Source organism: Cryptosporangium japonicum (assembly GCF_039524755.1).
GTDB lineage: Bacteria > Actinomycetota > Actinomycetes > Mycobacteriales > Cryptosporangiaceae > Cryptosporangium > Cryptosporangium japonicum.
This window is the reverse complement of the sequence record NZ_BAAAGX010000020.1, coordinates 372,482-386,998: the sequence shown is the minus strand read 5'-3', so window position 1 is coordinate 386,998 and position 14,517 is coordinate 372,482. Positions and strand designations below refer to the sequence as shown.

Genomic DNA, 14,517 nt, shown 5'->3' with positions numbered 1-14,517 from the left:
ACGCGGCGACCAGGAGAGTGCCGAGGCCCTCCGCTCCGAAGCCACCGCCGAGGTGGCGGCCGCGCTCGCCGAGGGCGCCCGCCGCCGCTGCGGCGCGGACTGGGGGATCGGCACCACCGGTGTGGCCGGCCCCGACCCGCAGGACGGCAAGCCGGCCGGCACCGTGTTCGTGGGCGTGGCGGGCCCGCCGGGCGTGGCCACCCGGGCGCTGGGCCTCACCGGCGACCGGGCCGCGATCCGGGCCGCGACGGTCACCGAGGCGGTCGCGCTGCTGGCCGCCGAGCTCGGGAAGCCCTGACCCGCTCCGGACGTTACGTACTCCGATGCCTGAAGCAGACGAAATCCGACGGGTACCTGACCCGGCGATGAACGGCCAGCGGTTACGCCCTGGGCAAACCTCGCGCTCTCGACGGCCCGTCACCGTGCCTCCGGCTGCGAGCCCGGAGTACGGTGACTCCATGCCTGATCCCTGGCAGCTGTGCGAGAGGGGTGCCTGATGGTCCTGCTGCGCCGGATCCTCGGCGACACGCTGCGATCGCAGCGGCTCGCCCAGCGACGCACTCTTCGTGAGGTGTCCTCGGCCGCGAAGGTCAGCCTCGGTTACCTGTCCGAGGTCGAACGCGGTCAGAAGGAGGCCTCCTCCGAGCTGCTCTCCTCGATCTGCGAGGCGCTCGGGGTTCCGCTGTCGGAAGTGCTGCGCGACGTGAGCGACACGCTCGAGGTCGCGGAAGCCGCTCCGGCCGCGAGCGCGAGCGCCGGTACCGCCGTCCTCAACGCGGTCGGTGGCGACGGAGCCGAGCTCGAGGTCGTCGGCGCGGGTGTCGGCACCAACGGTCCCAGCCGGCTCGAAGTCCACCTCGACCTGGACACGCGCGGCCGCCACCGGGTGGTCGCAGCCGCGTGACCCGGGAAACCGGGGAGCTCCCGCTCGACTGGAGCGACGTCGAACGCACACGGGGTACCCGGGTCCGCGCCGGCAACGCGATGGCGCGCACCCGGGCGTCGTTGCTCGACGCCGCCGTCCGGCTGATCGCCGAGCGCGGTACGCGACGCACGTCGATGACCGACATCGCGCAGGCCGCCGGCATCGCCAAGGGAACGCTCTACAACCACTTCCGCAACAAGGACGAGGTGTTCGCCGCCCTCGTCGAGGCCGAGATCGCGCTCATCGCCGACGAGTGCCGCGGCCTCGAACTGGAGGACGCGCTCGCCGTCGCCGCGATCCGGCTGGACACGCACCCGGCGTTGCGTCGGGTTGCCGACGACGACCCGGCCGCACTCGCGGCCCTGGTCGGGGCCCCGCTCGAGGCCGCCGGGTGGCGGGTGGCGCGGGCCTGCGCCGCCGACGTGCTCGCCGCATGCGGCCGCGACCCGCGCGGCGCCGAGCTGGTCGTCCGCTGGCTGGCCAGCCATCTCGCCGCGCCCGACCCCGACGACGCCGAGGCCTCGGCGCGCCTGTTCGCCGCGGTGCTCCCGCTGCGGGTGCTGGCTACGGTCTGACCCTGAGGGGCACCCTGAGGTTCCCCTGAGCCTGGTCCCGAGCAGGTGACGATGGTGCGCAGGCCTGAGACGATAGGGGTAACACACCGCACGTCGAGGGTCGAGCACGACTGGCAGCCGCGGCCGGCCCCGCTTTGGTCGCACGCGCCACAGGGGAGTTGAGGGAAGCGATGGCCAACCCGATCATCAAGGCCTGGAAGTACTTCATGGCGTCGCTGGGCGCCACGGTCGACGCGCACGCCGACCCGAAGGTGCAGATCGAGCAGGCCATTGACGACGCGAAGAACCAGCACCGCGCGCTCGTCGAGCAAGCCGCGAACGTGATCGGCAACCAGCGCCAGCTCGAACTGAAGCTGTCCCGCCAGATGACGCAGGTGGAGAAGCTGCAGGGCTCCGCGCGTCAGGCGCTGGTGCTCGCCGACAAGGCCCGCGCCGAGGGAAACGAGCAGCAGGCGGCGCAGTACGAGCAGACCGCGACGGCGTTCGCCACCCAGCTGGTGGCCGGCGAGCAGGCGCTCGAGGATCTCAAGACGCTGCACGACCAGGCGCTGTCGGCCGCTCAGCAGGCCAAGCAGGCCGTCGACAGCAACGCGATGCTGCTCCAGCAGCGGCTCGCCGAGCGGGCGCAGCTGCTCAACCAGCTCGAGCAGGCCAAGATGCAGGAGCGCGTCGCCGACTCGCTGCAGGGCATGTCGCAGCTCACCGCCAGCGGCAACGTCCCCAGCCTGGACGAGGTGCGGGAGAAGATCGAGGCCCGCTACGCGACCGCGATGGGCCGCTCCGAGCTGGCCCAGAACTCGGTCGAGGGCCGGATGCTCGAGGTGCAGAAGTCCGCGCTCGACATGGCCGGCGCGTCCCGGCTCGACCAGATCCGCGCCAGCATGGCCGGCGGCCAGCTCGGTTCGGGCCAGCAGCAGCCCGCGGTGGATGCCACCCCGGCGGCGTCCACGAACGGCTCGCTGCCGCTGGCCGAGCAGCGCCTGGCCGAACTGCGGCGCGAGACCGACGCGTCGTCGAGCCGCCCGCCGGCGTGATCGATGATGGGATCACGAGGTCCGGACGCGCGGGAACGACATCTGCGGGCACTGCGTAAGGCTCGGAGCAAAGCGCGGGCCTGGGGAGTGTGGGCCGCGACGATCGGCGGTGGCGCGATCGTCGCGGTGCCCTACGCCGGGCTGGGGCTGCCCGACATCCTCTGGGCCGGCGCGGCCGGCGGAGCGACCGCGATGGCCGTGCTGCGCCGGCGCGACCACCGCGAGCTCGCGGCCGCGCCGGTGCCCGAACCCGAGGTGCGGCGTGATCTGACGATCGGGCAGCGGCTGGCGCCGCTGCTCGGGCCGCGGTTCGGGGCGCTCATCGACCACCCGCACCGGGTCGTGCTGCCGGTCGGTTCGCCGGGCTACGAGGCCGCGCAGCGGCTCAACAACGCCGCCCGGGTGCTGCCGCAGATGCTCGACCGGCTCGGCCCCTACCGCGGGCAGCTGCCGGCCGAGGCGGAGTCGGCCCACGTCGCGCTCCGCGACCTGGGCAACCGGCTCGCGCTGGTGGAGCGCACGCTCGCGACGGCAGCGCCCGAGGCGCGTCCGTCGCTGATCGTGGCGCGCGACGAGCTGGTGGCCCGGTTCGTCGAAGGCGTCGACGCCTACGAGGCGCTGACCACGGCCACGGCCGAGTGCGTCGCCGCCGTGTCGCGCGGCGGCGAGAACAGCGTGAGCATGCGCCTCACCGAGGCCGCCGACCGGCTCGCCGGGCTCTCCTACGGCCTCAACGTCGTGCACGACACCCAGCGCGAACGCGGCGTCGAGGACGTGGATCTGGGCACGCTGCCACTCAACACCACCGCCCCACAGCCCCGCCGTGGCGTCCAGCATTAAGCCGGTTGGCAGTTCGTGCAGTAGAAGACGGTTCGCTCGGCGTCGGTGCCTTCGGCGCCGGAGCCGAGCGGTTCGGCCGTGATGCGGGTGCCGCAACGCAGGCAGGGCCGGCCGCGGCGCCCGTAGACGTAGCGTTCCTGGCCGCGGATCAGTGACCCGGTCGTGGACTGCTCCACCCGCGAGCGGTTCGCGTACAGCAGGCGCTGCGCGGTCTTCACCAGCGCGGGCAGGTCGGCGACCTCGCCGGTGGGCGTCGCCGGGTGCACGCCCCGCAGGAACAGCACCTCGGCCCGGTAGAGGTTGCCGATCCCGGCCAGGTTGCGCTGGTCCAGCAGCGCCAGGCCGATCGGTCGTTCCGGCGTGGCGGCCAGGCGCCGCACGGCCTCGTCCGCGTCCCAGTCCGGGCCCAGCAGGTCCGGGCCGAGGTGCCCGACCAGCGACGACTCGTCCTCGGTGCGTACCACCTCGAGGTCGTGCAGCCGCGCCCCGACCGCTACCACGTCGTCGGTGGTGAGCACGACCCGGACCTGGTGACCCGGTGTCCGCCACCGCTGACCCGGCCGGTAGATCCACCAGCTGCCGTCCATCTTCAGGTGACTGTGCAGCGTCAGGCCGTCGCTGAGCCGCAGCATGATGTGCTTGCCGCGCGGTACGCACTCGGTGACCGTCCGCCCGGACAGGTCCACCAGTGCCAGCCGCGGGTGCCGCAGGTCGGACGCGACGATCGGGTGCCCGGCCAGCGCGGCGTGCAGCCGGGCGGCGGTGCGGAACACCACGTCTCCCTCAGGCATGTCCCCATCGTGCCTTCCCCTGAACGGTTGAGCCGCCCCGGGCGGATGCACGTTTCGGTCGTAGGCAGGGCACTATGGGGTGACCGGCGGGGCGGCCGGTCACCGCAGACGAGAGGGAGACCGACGTTCGATGCCGACCCAGCCCGGATACCGGTACCGCCGCTCCGCGGTCACCGAGGCCCGTCACGGCCAGGACCGCGTGGTCAAGGTCCGGCGGCGTCCGCGCCGCAAGCTGATCGGCACGCTCGTCGTCATCCTCCTACTGGTCCCGGCCGCGCTGCTCGCGGCCAAGTCGCTGTTCAGCACGATGAACGGCAGCGTCGCCGACCCGGAGCTGGTGGCCGAGTCCCCGGTGCCCACGACGCCGTCGCTGAACCCCGACGACCCGTTCGACGGCACCCCCGCCCTCAGCTACGCCCCGGCCGAGCAGGGCATCACGCTCCCGGACGCGACGAAGACCGGCGGTTGGTCCTCCAAGGACGTCGCCGCGGTGCTCGAGAAGACCAAGACCGTGCTGCTGGCCGCCCGGACCGACCCGAAGGTCCTCGCCGGTGATGCCAGCGCCTACGTCGACGCGCTGGCGCCGAACGTCCGCAAGCAGGTGAAGCAGGAGATCGTCAGCGGCAAGGACACGCTCGGTTACGTGACGAACCTCGGCGCCGGCTACACGCTGGCCAAGCCGATCCGCGCGGTCGGGTCGCTCACCGTGACCACCGGGTCGCTGGAGCAGCTGGTCGTGCGGGCCGACGTCGTCTGGGTGTATCCGCTGGCCGGGCCGCTGCCCGAGGGCTCGAAGGGCGCCGGCGTCCGGCTGGTCGTGCTGCACACCGTCGAGAGCTACGAGTGGTTCCCGGCCCGGGGCTTCGCCGACGAGGACCAGGGCGCCCGGCCCGGTGCGGGCGAGCGCGCGGTCTTCAACGCCGACTGCCCCAAGTACCTGGAGGGCGTACTCGCGCTGCCGGAGACGCCGGTGGAGGACCCGGTCGAGGGCAACGAGGCCGTCTTCACCGCGACGACCCCGCTCACCTCGTTCCCGACCGGCTGTTAGCAGGTCCCGGCAGGTTCTTCCCGGAGCACGTCGCGGGCGCGGGACCGGCCGAGGTTCGCGGTGTACCAGGCCTCGTCGCCGGTCAGCTGGTACCGCATGAGCTGGAGCGCGCAGGCCCGCTGCGGTGCGGGCAGCCGGTCGAGCGCGGGCACGGCGTCCGGTGACAGGTCCGCGAGCGAGGCGACGTCGATCCGGCCGGTCTCGGTGTAGCGGGCGACGTTGCGCTCGGCGATGAACGCCTCCGGGTTCACCGCGGCCAGCGCGAGCAGTGTCAGCGCGCCGGTTGCGATCACCGCACGCGGCAGCCAGCGGCCACGGAGGCGGATCCCGGCGACCGCGATCAGCACGAACACCCCACCCAGCCAGAACTCGACCGCCTGCACCAGCACGCGCAGCCGGGTGAAGCCGTACGCGTCCTCGTAGAGCCACATCCGGCGCAGCGCGGACGCGACGACGAGCACCGCCAGCAGGCAGAGCGAGCCGAGCAGGACGCGTAGCGCGATCCGGTCCCCGGCCGTCTCCCGCCGGGCGACCCGCACGACGACGGCCACGACCAGCAGGGTCAGCGCGGTGACCGCGAGGAGCTGCCAGAAGCCCTGACGCGCGTACTCGGCGTAGGTGAGGCCCGCGGTGCGGAGCACGTGCTGGTTCCCGTCGGCCAGCACGACGAGCTGGACGCCGACGAAGCACGCGAACAGCGCGTTCAGCGCGCCGAGCGGGACCGCCCACTCCAGGCGCGGCCGCCCCGTGCCGGGACCGGGCGTGATCGCGTCGAAGTCGGGTTTCTGGTGGGCGAGGCACGCGGCGATCAGGGCACCGGCCGCGACGACGACGAACAGGAACGTGCGGACGATCGCCAGCGCCGGCGGCACCTCGGGGACGAGACCACCGAGCAGTTCCGCGAACACCGGGTCGGCGCCGGCGAAGAGCGCGCCGAACACGACGAGCAGCACGACCGAGACCGTCCCGATGACGACCCCGCGGCCGACGTTCACGCCCTTCGTGTGCGGCGTGGCGCCCCGGCCGGTCCAGCGGGCGGCGCGGCTGAACGCGCCGAGCGGGGCGAACGTCCCGAGCAGCAGACCGGTCCAGCTGCGACCACCGGTGACCGCGAGCAGAGCGGTGAGCAGGCCGGCCAGGACGCAGAGCCCGATCAGCCAGGGCGCGGTGCGGAACGCCGCGACGCCGAACAGCGCCGCGGTCAGCACGGCGAACGCGGTCTGACGCGGGGTGACGGTTCGTGGGGCGGTGGCGAGCGCGGTGAGCAGCGTGGCGACGGCGAGCAGCCCCAGCCCGACGCCGACCTGGTCCGCGGACAGGACGAGCGCGCCGAGGACGCCGGTCGCGGCCGCGCCGATCAATGCGGATCGCGGGGCGGCGGCGGTGGAGACCGGCCAGATCCGGTCGGACCACAGCGGAGGGACCGGGTGCGTGCCCGGCCAGAGTTCGGTGGGCCGCGGTTTCGGGCCGTCGTAGACCTCGGCGACCACTTTCCGCGCGGTCTCCAGGGATCCTTGGCGTGGTTCGTCGTCGGTTTCGGGCACGGGGGCTCCCTGGTCGGGTGGATCGGGGCATGGTGGGTCGGCCGAGCGGCCCGGGAGCCGTCGGCGGAGTGCGGTGGGGTCAGGCGGGCAGCGTGACCTGGATCCGGCAGCCCGGGCCGGTGTCGGCGACCGAGATCGTGCCGTCGTGCAGCTCGACCGCCCAGCGGGCGATCGCCAGTCCCAGCCCGGTGCCGCCGTCGCGGGCGATCGCGGGCGTCGATCCGCGACTGAACCGGTCGAAGACGCGGGTGCGCTCCTCCGGCGGGATGCCGGGTCCCTCGTCGGTCACCTCGAGGAGCAGCCCGGTGCCGCCCTCCGTGCCCAGCGCGGGCAGACCCCGGGCACGCACCACGACCCGCCCGCCCGGTGGACTGTGCCGGGCCGCGTTGTCCAGCAGGTTCGCCACCACCTGGTGCAGCCGCGCCTCGTCGGCGCTGACCTCGAGACCGGCCGGCAGCACGTCGACCTCCATCCGGATGCGGTCGCTGCCGACGGTCGCGGCCTCGACCGCCGCGGTCAGGAACGGCTCCAGCTTCACCGGGCTGCGGCGCAGCGGCTCCACCCCGGCGTCCAGGCGGGACAGATCCAGCAGCTCGGTGACCAGCCGGGTCAGCCGCTCGGTCTGACCGAGCGCGGTGCTCAGCGTCGCCGGGTCCGGCTCGGCGAGTCCGTCGACGATGTTCTCCAGCACCGCCTGCAGCGCGGTGATCGGCGTCCGCAACTCGTGCGAGACGTTCGCGATCAACTCACGTCGCTGCCGGTCCGCGGCCTCCAGGTCGGCGGCCATCCGGTTGAACGCGCGGGCGAGCTCGCCCACCTCGTCGCGGGACGTGGCCGGAACCCGCTGGCTGTAGTCGCCGCGGCTCATCGTCCGGGCGGCCGCCGTCATCGCCCGGATCGGCTTGGTGGTGCCGTGCGCCAACAGTTGCGACGTCACCAGCGCGACCGTCAACGCCGAGGCCATCGTCCAGAACGGGAAGAAACCCAGCACCAGCGAGAAGTACGCGAACCCGACGCCGCCCGACCCGACGAGCAGGATCGCCAGCTTCAGCTTGATCGACCGGATCCGGCCGAGCGGCTGGGGCAGCCGCCGCAGACGGCCCGCGACCACGTTCCAGAGGCGTCTCACCGCGCGGTCTCCCAGGCGTAGCCGACACCGTGCACGGTGCGGATGCGGTCCCCGCCGAGCTTGCGCCGCAGCGCCTTGATGTGGCTGTCGACCGTGCGGCTGCCCGCGCTGTCGGCCCAACCCCAGACCGCGCTGAGCAGCCGTTCCCGGGGCAGCACCGCCCGGGGCCGGGACATCAGGCAGACCAGCAGGTCGAACTCGGTGCGCGTGAGGTGCACCTCGTCCCCGGCCACCCGTACCCGCCGCTCGGTCAGGTTGATCTCGACGTCGTCGAGTGCGAGGTTCTGTTTTTCGGCGGGCGCGATGCCGGCCAGTTCGGTGGCCCGATCGACCCGGCGCAGCAGCGCGTGCGCCCTGGCGACGAGCTCACGCATGCTGAACGGCTTGGTCAGGTAGTCGTCGGCGCCGACCGCGAGCCCGACGAGCAGGTCGGTCTCGGCGTCCCGCGCGGTGAGCATCAGCACCGGCACCGCGCGCTCGGCCTGCATCCGCCGACACACCTCGAGCCCGTCGTAGCCCGGCAGCATGATGTCGAGCACGACCAGGTCGTGCGGGTTGGCGCTGAACGCGGCCACCGCCGAGGGCCCGTCGCCCGCGAGCTCGACCACGAACCCTTCCGCACGCAGCCGCGTCGCGATCGACTCGGCGATCGTCTGCTCGTCCTCAACCACGAGAACCCGGCGCTCGCTCATGCCGCTGACTGTAGGAGCCCTCAGTGTTCACTCCCGTCAGACGGTGTGGAGATTCTGTGCAGATCCCGGCGGGGGTTGGGTTCGTCGGCGTTGTTCGGTCAGGCGTGGTGGGACGCCTCGGGGGTTCGCGGGGTGGCCGTCGGCGGCCGAGCCGTGCGGGGCGGTCTGGCCGGCCGGGGGGCGTGCGCGGATCGCCGGATGGGGGTCAACCGCGCAAACGGAGGCCTCTCGGGGTGGCGCGGAACCCGGCGGCCTCCAGCGCATCGGCAAGCGGGCTCCCGCCGACATGGGTGCCATCGGCCCGTTCGACCGTGAGACCCCCGAGCCGGCCGGCCTGCACGGCCTCCGCGAGCGCCCCGGCCGCCAGCGCCAGCACCTCGGGCTCCTCCCGATAGGAGAGCAGCGTCTTGCCGCCGCGCTCGACGTAGAGCACCAACGCCCCGTCGACGAGCACGACCACCGCCCCGGCTTTCCGCCCGGCCTGATGCCCCCGAGCCCGCCCCCGCCCGCTTCCGGCCCCACCGCTGGTATTCGTGCCCGCCGAGCGCCCAGAAACGCCGGAGCCGGCCACACCGGAGCCGGCCACACCGGAGCCGGCCACACCGGAGCCGGCCACACCGGAGCCGGCCGCGCCGGAGCCGGCCGCGCCGGAGCCGGCCGCGCCGGAGCCGGTGGCGCCAGTTCCCACCGCGCCAGTTCCCACCGCGCCAGTTCCCGTCGGGCCGGCTCCGACGGCGGTCGCGGAGGTCGAGCCGCCGGAGAGCGCGGCCCAGGTGCCACCACCGTCAGCCGCGCCGAGCGACCCACCACCGCCCCCATCACCGTCGTTGCCGCGCCCCGGCCAGGACAGGGCCGCGCCGTACGGGTTGGCCGGATCGGTGGCCGCGAGCACCACCGCCTGCGGCCGATGGTCGTCGGCCTCCAACTCCGACGCCACCGCACGCAGCCGCTCCACCGCGCCGGGCTCGGCGAACTGCGCCCCACCGAGCCCTTCGACGAAGTAGCCCCGCCGCACCCGCCCGGTGTCCTCGGCCGCGCCCAGCACCCGGTACAGCCCTCCGAAGCCACCCGAGAGGCGCTCCGGCCCGACCGTTCCCCGCACCACCACGCCGTACCGGTCGAGCATCACCTCGGCGGCCGCGTGGGTGCGCCGCGTCGGGTCGAGTTCGCGATCCCCGACCAACGACCACCGCCCCGCCATCGTCGGCGGCCCGCTGCGACTCGGCAACGCCGGCCGCGGCACGCCCGGAGCCGCACTGCTCAACCCGGTGAGGTTGCCGCGCCCCAGCCGCCGGAACCGCGTCGCCGGCGCGTTCCGGCGAACCGGGTGCCGTGTCCGCCCGCCGCTCTGCAGCGCACGCAACGGCGCCAGCGTGTCGTTCGTGACGACACCGGCCCACACCAGGTCCCACACCACCGCGGCCAGGTCGGCGTCGTCGGTGGTGCCCACCGCCGAACCGACCGCGTCGGACAGCGCGCGGAAGAACAACGCCCGTCCTCCGTCGAGCGCGTCGAGCACGGCGTCGTGCACCGGTGTCGTGCTCCACTCCGCCGGGGGTGGCAGCAGCAGCGGCGCGGCGTCCGCGTAGGCCAGCGTCACCCACCCGTCGTCGCCGGGAAGTGACCCGGCCCCGCTCCACACCACCTCACCAGCGGTGCACAGCTCGTCGAGCAGCGCGGGGGAGTAGCCGGGCACCCGGGACGCCAGCACCAGCTGTTCCAGCGCCGACGCCGGGATCGCCAGCCCCTGCAGTTGTTCCACCGCACGCAGGAGGGCGTCGGCCGAGCCGGTGCGCAGCGTGCGCCCGCCGGCCGGTTGCGCCGCGGTGACCTGTTGCCACCGCGCGAGGAAGGTGGCGTACGCGGACGGACCGACCGGCTCGACCTCTTTGCGCAGCGCGGCCAGCGACCGCCGACGCAGCGTGCGCAGCACCTCCGCGTCGCACCACTCGGTGCCCGCGCCGTCCGGCCGGAACTCACCCGACGTGACCCGGCGCCCGGCGGCGAGCCGCTGCAACGCACCCTGCACGACCGCGACGCCGAGCCCGAACCGTTCCGCGCACTCGGCCGCCCGGAACGGCCCGTGCGTGCGGGCGTACCGGCTCACCAGGTCACCCAGCGGGTCGCGCACCGGCTCGGTGAACGCCTCCGGCACCCCCACCGGCAGCGCGACGCCGAGCGCGTCACGCACGCGTCCGGCGTCCTCGATCGCGAGCCAGCGCTCCTCACCGGCGATGCGCACCCGGATCGCCCGCCGCGCCGACTCCAGTTCCGCGAGCCACTCCGCGCTGGACCCCCGTTCCACCGCCTCGGCCGTGCTCAGGCCACCCAGCACCCGCAACAGGTCGGCGGTGGAGTCGGCGTCGTGCGCCCGGCGCTCCTCGGTGAGCCGCTGGAGCTGCCGCTCGGTCTCGGCGATCACCGCCGGGTCGAGCAGTTCACGCAGCTCCGCCCGGCCGAGCAGCTCGGACAGCAGCGACGAGTCCAGCGCCAGCGCCTGCGCGCGACGCTCGGCCAGCGGGGCGTCGCCCTCGTAGAGGAACGCCCCGACGTACCCGAACAGCAGCGAACGGGCGAACGGCGACGGCGCGGGCGTCTCCACCTCGACCACGCGCAGCGAGCGCGACTGCAGGTCCTTCGCGAGCCCGATCAGCCCGGGCACGTCGAACACGTCCTGGAGGCATTCGCGCATGGTCTCCAGCACGATCGGGAACGACCCGAACTCCGACGCCACGCCGAGCAGCTGCGCCGCCCGCTGACGCTGCTGCCAGAGCGGGGTGCGCCGCCCGGGGTTCCGGCGGGGGAGCAGGAGGGCGCGGGCCGCGCACTCGCGGAAGCGGGCCGCGAACAGGGCCGAGCCGCCGACCTCGTCGGTGACCAGCGGCTCGATCTCCTCGGGTTCGAACAACGCCAGGTCGGCGGTGGGCGTGGCCAGCTCGCCGGTGACGTCGGGCAGCCGCAGCACGATGCCGTCGTCGGAGTGCAGTGCCTGTACGTCCAGGCCGGTGCGTTCGCGGAGCCGGGCGGCGATCGCCAGCGCCCACGGCCCGTTGACCGGCGTGCCGAACAGCGAGTGCACGACCACCCGCCAGTCGCCGAGTTCGTCGCGGAACCGCTCGACGACGATCGTCCGGTCGTCCGGGAGCCGGCCGGTGGCCTGCCGCTGTTCCTCCAGGTAGGCGAGCAGGTTGCTGGTGGCCCATTGGTCGAGCCCGGCGGCGGCCGCGCGGGCCGCCGCGGCGTCGGCGTCGAGGCCGGACAGCTCGCGCAGGAACCCGCCGATGGCCCGGCCCAGCTCCACCGGCCGCCCCGCGGTGTCGCCCTTCCAGAACGGCATCCGGGCCGGCTGACCCGGCGCCGGCGTCACCAGCACCCGGTCGTGGGTGATCTCCTCGATGCGCCAGGACGTCGAGCCGAGCAGGAACACGTCCCCGACGCGTGACTCGTAGACCATCTCCTCGTCGAGCTCGCCGACCCGCCGGCCGGGCTCGCCGGGCGCGCCGACCAGGAAGACGCCGAAGAGCCCGCGGTCGGGGATCGTGCCGCCGCTGGTGACGACCAGGCGGTGCGCGCCGGGCCGGGCGGTGAGGACGCCGGAGACCCGGTCCCACACCAGCCGCGGGCGCAGCTCGGCGAAGTCGTCGGAGGGGTAGCGGCCGGCGAGCATGTCGAGCACGGACTCCAGCGCGGAGTCGGGGAGCTCGGCGTACGGGGCGGCCCGCCGCAGCACCGCGGCCAGGTCGTCGACCGTCCACGGCTCCATCGACACCATCGCCACGATCTGCTGCGCGAGGACGTCGAGCGGGTTGCGCGGGTAGCGCATCGCCTCGATGCTCCCCGAGGCCATCCGTTCCGCGACCACCGCGCAGGAGACCAGGTCGCCCCGGTGCTTGGGGAAGACGACACCGCGCGAGGCCGCACCCACCTGGTGCCCGGCCCGGCCGATGCGCTGCAGCCCGGACGCCACCGACGGTGGGGCCTCGACCTGGACGACGAGGTCGACCGCGCCCATGTCGATGCCGAGCTCGAGGCTGGAGGTGGCGACCACGGCCGGCAGCCGACCGGCCTTGAGGTCCTCCTCGATGTCGCGCCGTTCCTCCCGCGACACCGAGCCGTGATGCGCCCGCGCCACGATCGGCGCCGCCCCGGCGGCCGCGCCGGCCTGCGCCATCAGCTCCGCCGGCATCCGCCCCGGTCGTTCCGCGGCCTCGACGGATGCGGTCTCCTCGGTGCGCTCCTCGGCGAGTTCGTTGAGGTGGGCACAGAGACGTTCGGCCAGGCGCCGGGAGTTCGCGAACACGATCGTCGACCGGTGCGCACCCACCAGATCGAGCACGCGCTCCTCGACCGCGGGCCAGATCGAGTTGCGCCGGGGCGCGCCGAGCGCGTTGCCCTCCACCTCACCGGACGGCTCGCCGAGCTGCGACATGTCCTCGACCGGGACTTCCACGGTGAGCTCGACCTGCTTCGACGACGGGGGCTGGACGACCGTGACGGCACGCGACCCCCCGAGGTACCGGGCGACCTCCTCCACCGGACGCACGGTCGCCGACAGCCCGACGCGCTGGGCTGGCCGCTCCAGCAGCTCGTCCAGCCGCTCCAGGCAGAGGGCGAGGTGCGCGCCGCGCTTCGTGCCGCAGACCGCGTGCACCTCGTCGAGGATGACGGTCTCGACGCCTTTCAGCGCCTCCCGGGCCTGCGAGGTGAGCAGGAGGAACAACGACTCGGGCGTGGTGATCAGGATGTCGGACGGCGCGCGGGTGAACGCCCGCCGGTCGACCGCCGGGGTGTCGCCGGTACGCATCGCCACCGTGACGTCGGGCTCCTGGTGGCCGAGGCGCTGGGCGGCCTGCCGGATACCGGCCAGCGGCGCACGCAGGTTGCGTTCGACGTCGGCGGCGAGGGCTTTGAGCGGGCTGACGTACAGCACCCGGCAACGGCGGGACGCGTCCTCGGGCAGGGGCTCCCGGCTCAGCTGGTCGAGCGCGGAGAGGAACGCGGCCAGGGTCTTGCCCGAGCCCGTCGGGGCGACGACCAGTACGTCGTCACCCTGGCCGATCGCCGACCAGGCACCGAGCTGTGCTGCCGTCGCCTCGGCGAACGCGGACCGGAACCAGGCCCGCGCGGGCTCACCGAACGCCTCGACCGGGTCGCCCCCGGGTTGTCTCTCCGCCACGCCCCCATGGTGCCTCGGCCCACCGACAGAAATCGGATGGGCGGTCTCGGGGCGAACCGATCAAGATCCACCCTGGGGTCGACGCACACGAGTTCAACCCACCGTTACGGTCTTAACACGCTGAGCGTTCGAACGGCGGGGGGTCGGTCGAACGAAGGCGTGAAAACCGGGCGAAAGGGCGGTGCGGGGTGTTAGACACCGCGACGACAGGATCAGGTGCGAGAACGCCGTGGCGTTCCTGATCCACCGGGCGCGAAAGCTGGGCCGGACCCACCTCCGACCCAGGCACTGGCCCCGGTAACCCGGCACGAGGTCCGGCCTCCCCGGACCATCACGGCAAGGAACCACCGCGGGGACGCGGTGATCGGTCGGCAACTGCTGACGGTGCGTCGCCGCCCTTCGGGGCCGCGCGGTTAGACCGGTGAGCTGGTCGGATGGGGGTCCGGCTGGTACGACGGCGCTGGTTGGAACCGGGAAGCATCGCATTGGCAGTCCCGTTCTCCCGCGGAGAGGGGACGCACGGAGAAGCTGGGATGCCGAGCTCTGCCGCCTTCGGGCGCGGGGTTCAGTGGGAAGCACGGCCGTCCAGCGGCTGGGCGGCGGAATCGAGGGGGTTCCGTCGTCCAGCCGCGCCCTCCCCGCACGGGGTCTCCCGCACGGGAGGAGCACGACACGGACATTCCGAGGCGGCCATCGGCGGGTGTGTGGGGCGCACCACCGATGGAGCGGCGCTTCGGCAAGCGGCGGTACCGAGTGACTCCCG

At 73.8% G+C, this 14,517-nt stretch carries 10 protein-coding genes and 1 pseudogene; 6 read left to right on the top strand and 5 right to left on the bottom strand.

All coding sequences use genetic code 11. The annotated features are described in order from the left end of the window. The 5 genes and pseudogenes from ABD437_RS26940 to pspM all read left to right on the top strand — a co-directional run. Window positions 1–298, top strand: a pseudogene (locus ABD437_RS26940) (CinA family protein); the annotation flags it as partial. A 198-nt stretch (window positions 299–496) separates the two neighbouring features. Continuing rightward, window positions 497–904 carry a helix-turn-helix domain-containing protein gene (locus ABD437_RS26935; protein WP_425558239.1) on the top strand — a complete coding sequence of 136 codons (408 nt, stop codon included), beginning with the start codon at window positions 497–499 and terminating at the stop codon, window positions 902–904. After that, a complete protein-coding gene (locus tag ABD437_RS26930; protein WP_344651707.1) occupies window positions 901–1,500 on the top strand; it encodes a TetR family transcriptional regulator in 600 nt (199 codons plus the stop codon). The genes ABD437_RS26935 and ABD437_RS26930 overlap by 4 nt, the downstream gene beginning before the upstream one ends. Window positions 1,501–1,670: 170 nt before the next feature. Then, window positions 1,671–2,534 carry a PspA/IM30 family protein gene (locus ABD437_RS26925; protein WP_344651706.1) on the top strand — a complete coding sequence of 288 codons (864 nt, stop codon included), beginning with the start codon at window positions 1,671–1,673 and terminating at the stop codon, window positions 2,532–2,534. A gap of 3 nt (window positions 2,535–2,537) precedes the next feature. Further along, the gene (gene pspM / locus ABD437_RS26920; protein ID WP_344651705.1) at window positions 2,538–3,374 is read left to right on the top strand and encodes a phage shock envelope stress response protein PspM; all 837 of its coding nucleotides are present in this window, start codon (window positions 2,538–2,540) and stop codon (window positions 3,372–3,374) included. On the opposite strand, the gene ABD437_RS26915 is transcribed toward pspM, so the two are convergent. Then, the gene (locus ABD437_RS26915) at window positions 3,371–4,165 is read right to left on the bottom strand and encodes an Fpg/Nei family DNA glycosylase (protein ID WP_344651704.1); all 795 of its coding nucleotides are present in this window, start codon (window positions 4,163–4,165) and stop codon (window positions 3,371–3,373) included. The genes pspM and ABD437_RS26915 overlap by 4 nt on opposite strands. Window positions 4,166–4,295: 130 nt before the next feature. Between ABD437_RS26915 and ABD437_RS26910 the strand changes: the two genes are divergently transcribed. After that, window positions 4,296–5,213, top strand: coding sequence for a hypothetical protein (locus tag ABD437_RS26910; RefSeq protein WP_344651703.1), 918 nt, complete (start codon window positions 4,296–4,298; stop codon window positions 5,211–5,213). On the opposite strand, the gene ABD437_RS26905 is transcribed toward ABD437_RS26910, so the two are convergent. The 4 genes from ABD437_RS26905 to ABD437_RS26890 all read right to left on the bottom strand — a co-directional run bounded on the left by ABD437_RS26905 (window position 5,210) and on the right by ABD437_RS26890 (window position 13,754). After that, window positions 5,210–6,421 (bottom strand): DUF4153 domain-containing protein, encoded by a 1,212-nt coding sequence (locus ABD437_RS26905; protein WP_425558252.1) that lies wholly within the window; start codon window positions 6,419–6,421, stop codon window positions 5,210–5,212. The genes ABD437_RS26910 and ABD437_RS26905 overlap by 4 nt on opposite strands. A 415-nt stretch (window positions 6,422–6,836) precedes the next feature. Continuing rightward, window positions 6,837–7,886, bottom strand: coding sequence for a HAMP domain-containing sensor histidine kinase (locus ABD437_RS26900; protein WP_344651701.1), 1,050 nt, complete (start codon window positions 7,884–7,886; stop codon window positions 6,837–6,839). Beyond that, window positions 7,883–8,578, bottom strand: a complete 696-nt coding sequence (locus tag ABD437_RS26895; protein WP_344651700.1) for a response regulator transcription factor — start codon at window positions 8,576–8,578, stop codon at window positions 7,883–7,885. The genes ABD437_RS26900 and ABD437_RS26895 overlap by 4 nt, the downstream gene beginning before the upstream one ends. Window positions 8,579–8,783: 205 nt before the next feature. After that, window positions 8,784–13,754 carry an ATP-dependent helicase gene (locus ABD437_RS26890; RefSeq protein ID WP_344651699.1) on the bottom strand — a complete coding sequence of 1,657 codons (4,971 nt, stop codon included), beginning with the start codon at window positions 13,752–13,754 and terminating at the stop codon, window positions 8,784–8,786. Between the last annotated feature and the right edge of the window lie 763 nt (window positions 13,755–14,517).

What these genes read in the sequence shown, in the direction of transcription:
- pspM (WP_344651705.1), top strand. Translation starts at nt 2,538, where the DNA reads ATGATGGGATCACGAGGTCCGGACGCGCGGGAACGACATCTGCGGGCA.
- ABD437_RS26935 (WP_425558239.1), top strand. Translation starts at nt 497, where the DNA reads ATGGTCCTGCTGCGCCGGATCCTCGGCGACACGCTGCGATCGCAGCGG.
- ABD437_RS26910 (WP_344651703.1), top strand. Translation starts at nt 4,296, where the DNA reads ATGCCGACCCAGCCCGGATACCGGTACCGCCGCTCCGCGGTCACCGAG.
- ABD437_RS26925 (WP_344651706.1), top strand. Translation starts at nt 1,671, where the DNA reads ATGGCCAACCCGATCATCAAGGCCTGGAAGTACTTCATGGCGTCGCTG.
- ABD437_RS26895 (WP_344651700.1), bottom strand. Translation starts at nt 8,578, where the DNA reads ATGAGCGAGCGCCGGGTTCTCGTGGTTGAGGACGAGCAGACGATCGCC.
- ABD437_RS26915 (WP_344651704.1), bottom strand. Translation starts at nt 4,165, where the DNA reads ATGCCTGAGGGAGACGTGGTGTTCCGCACCGCCGCCCGGCTGCACGCC.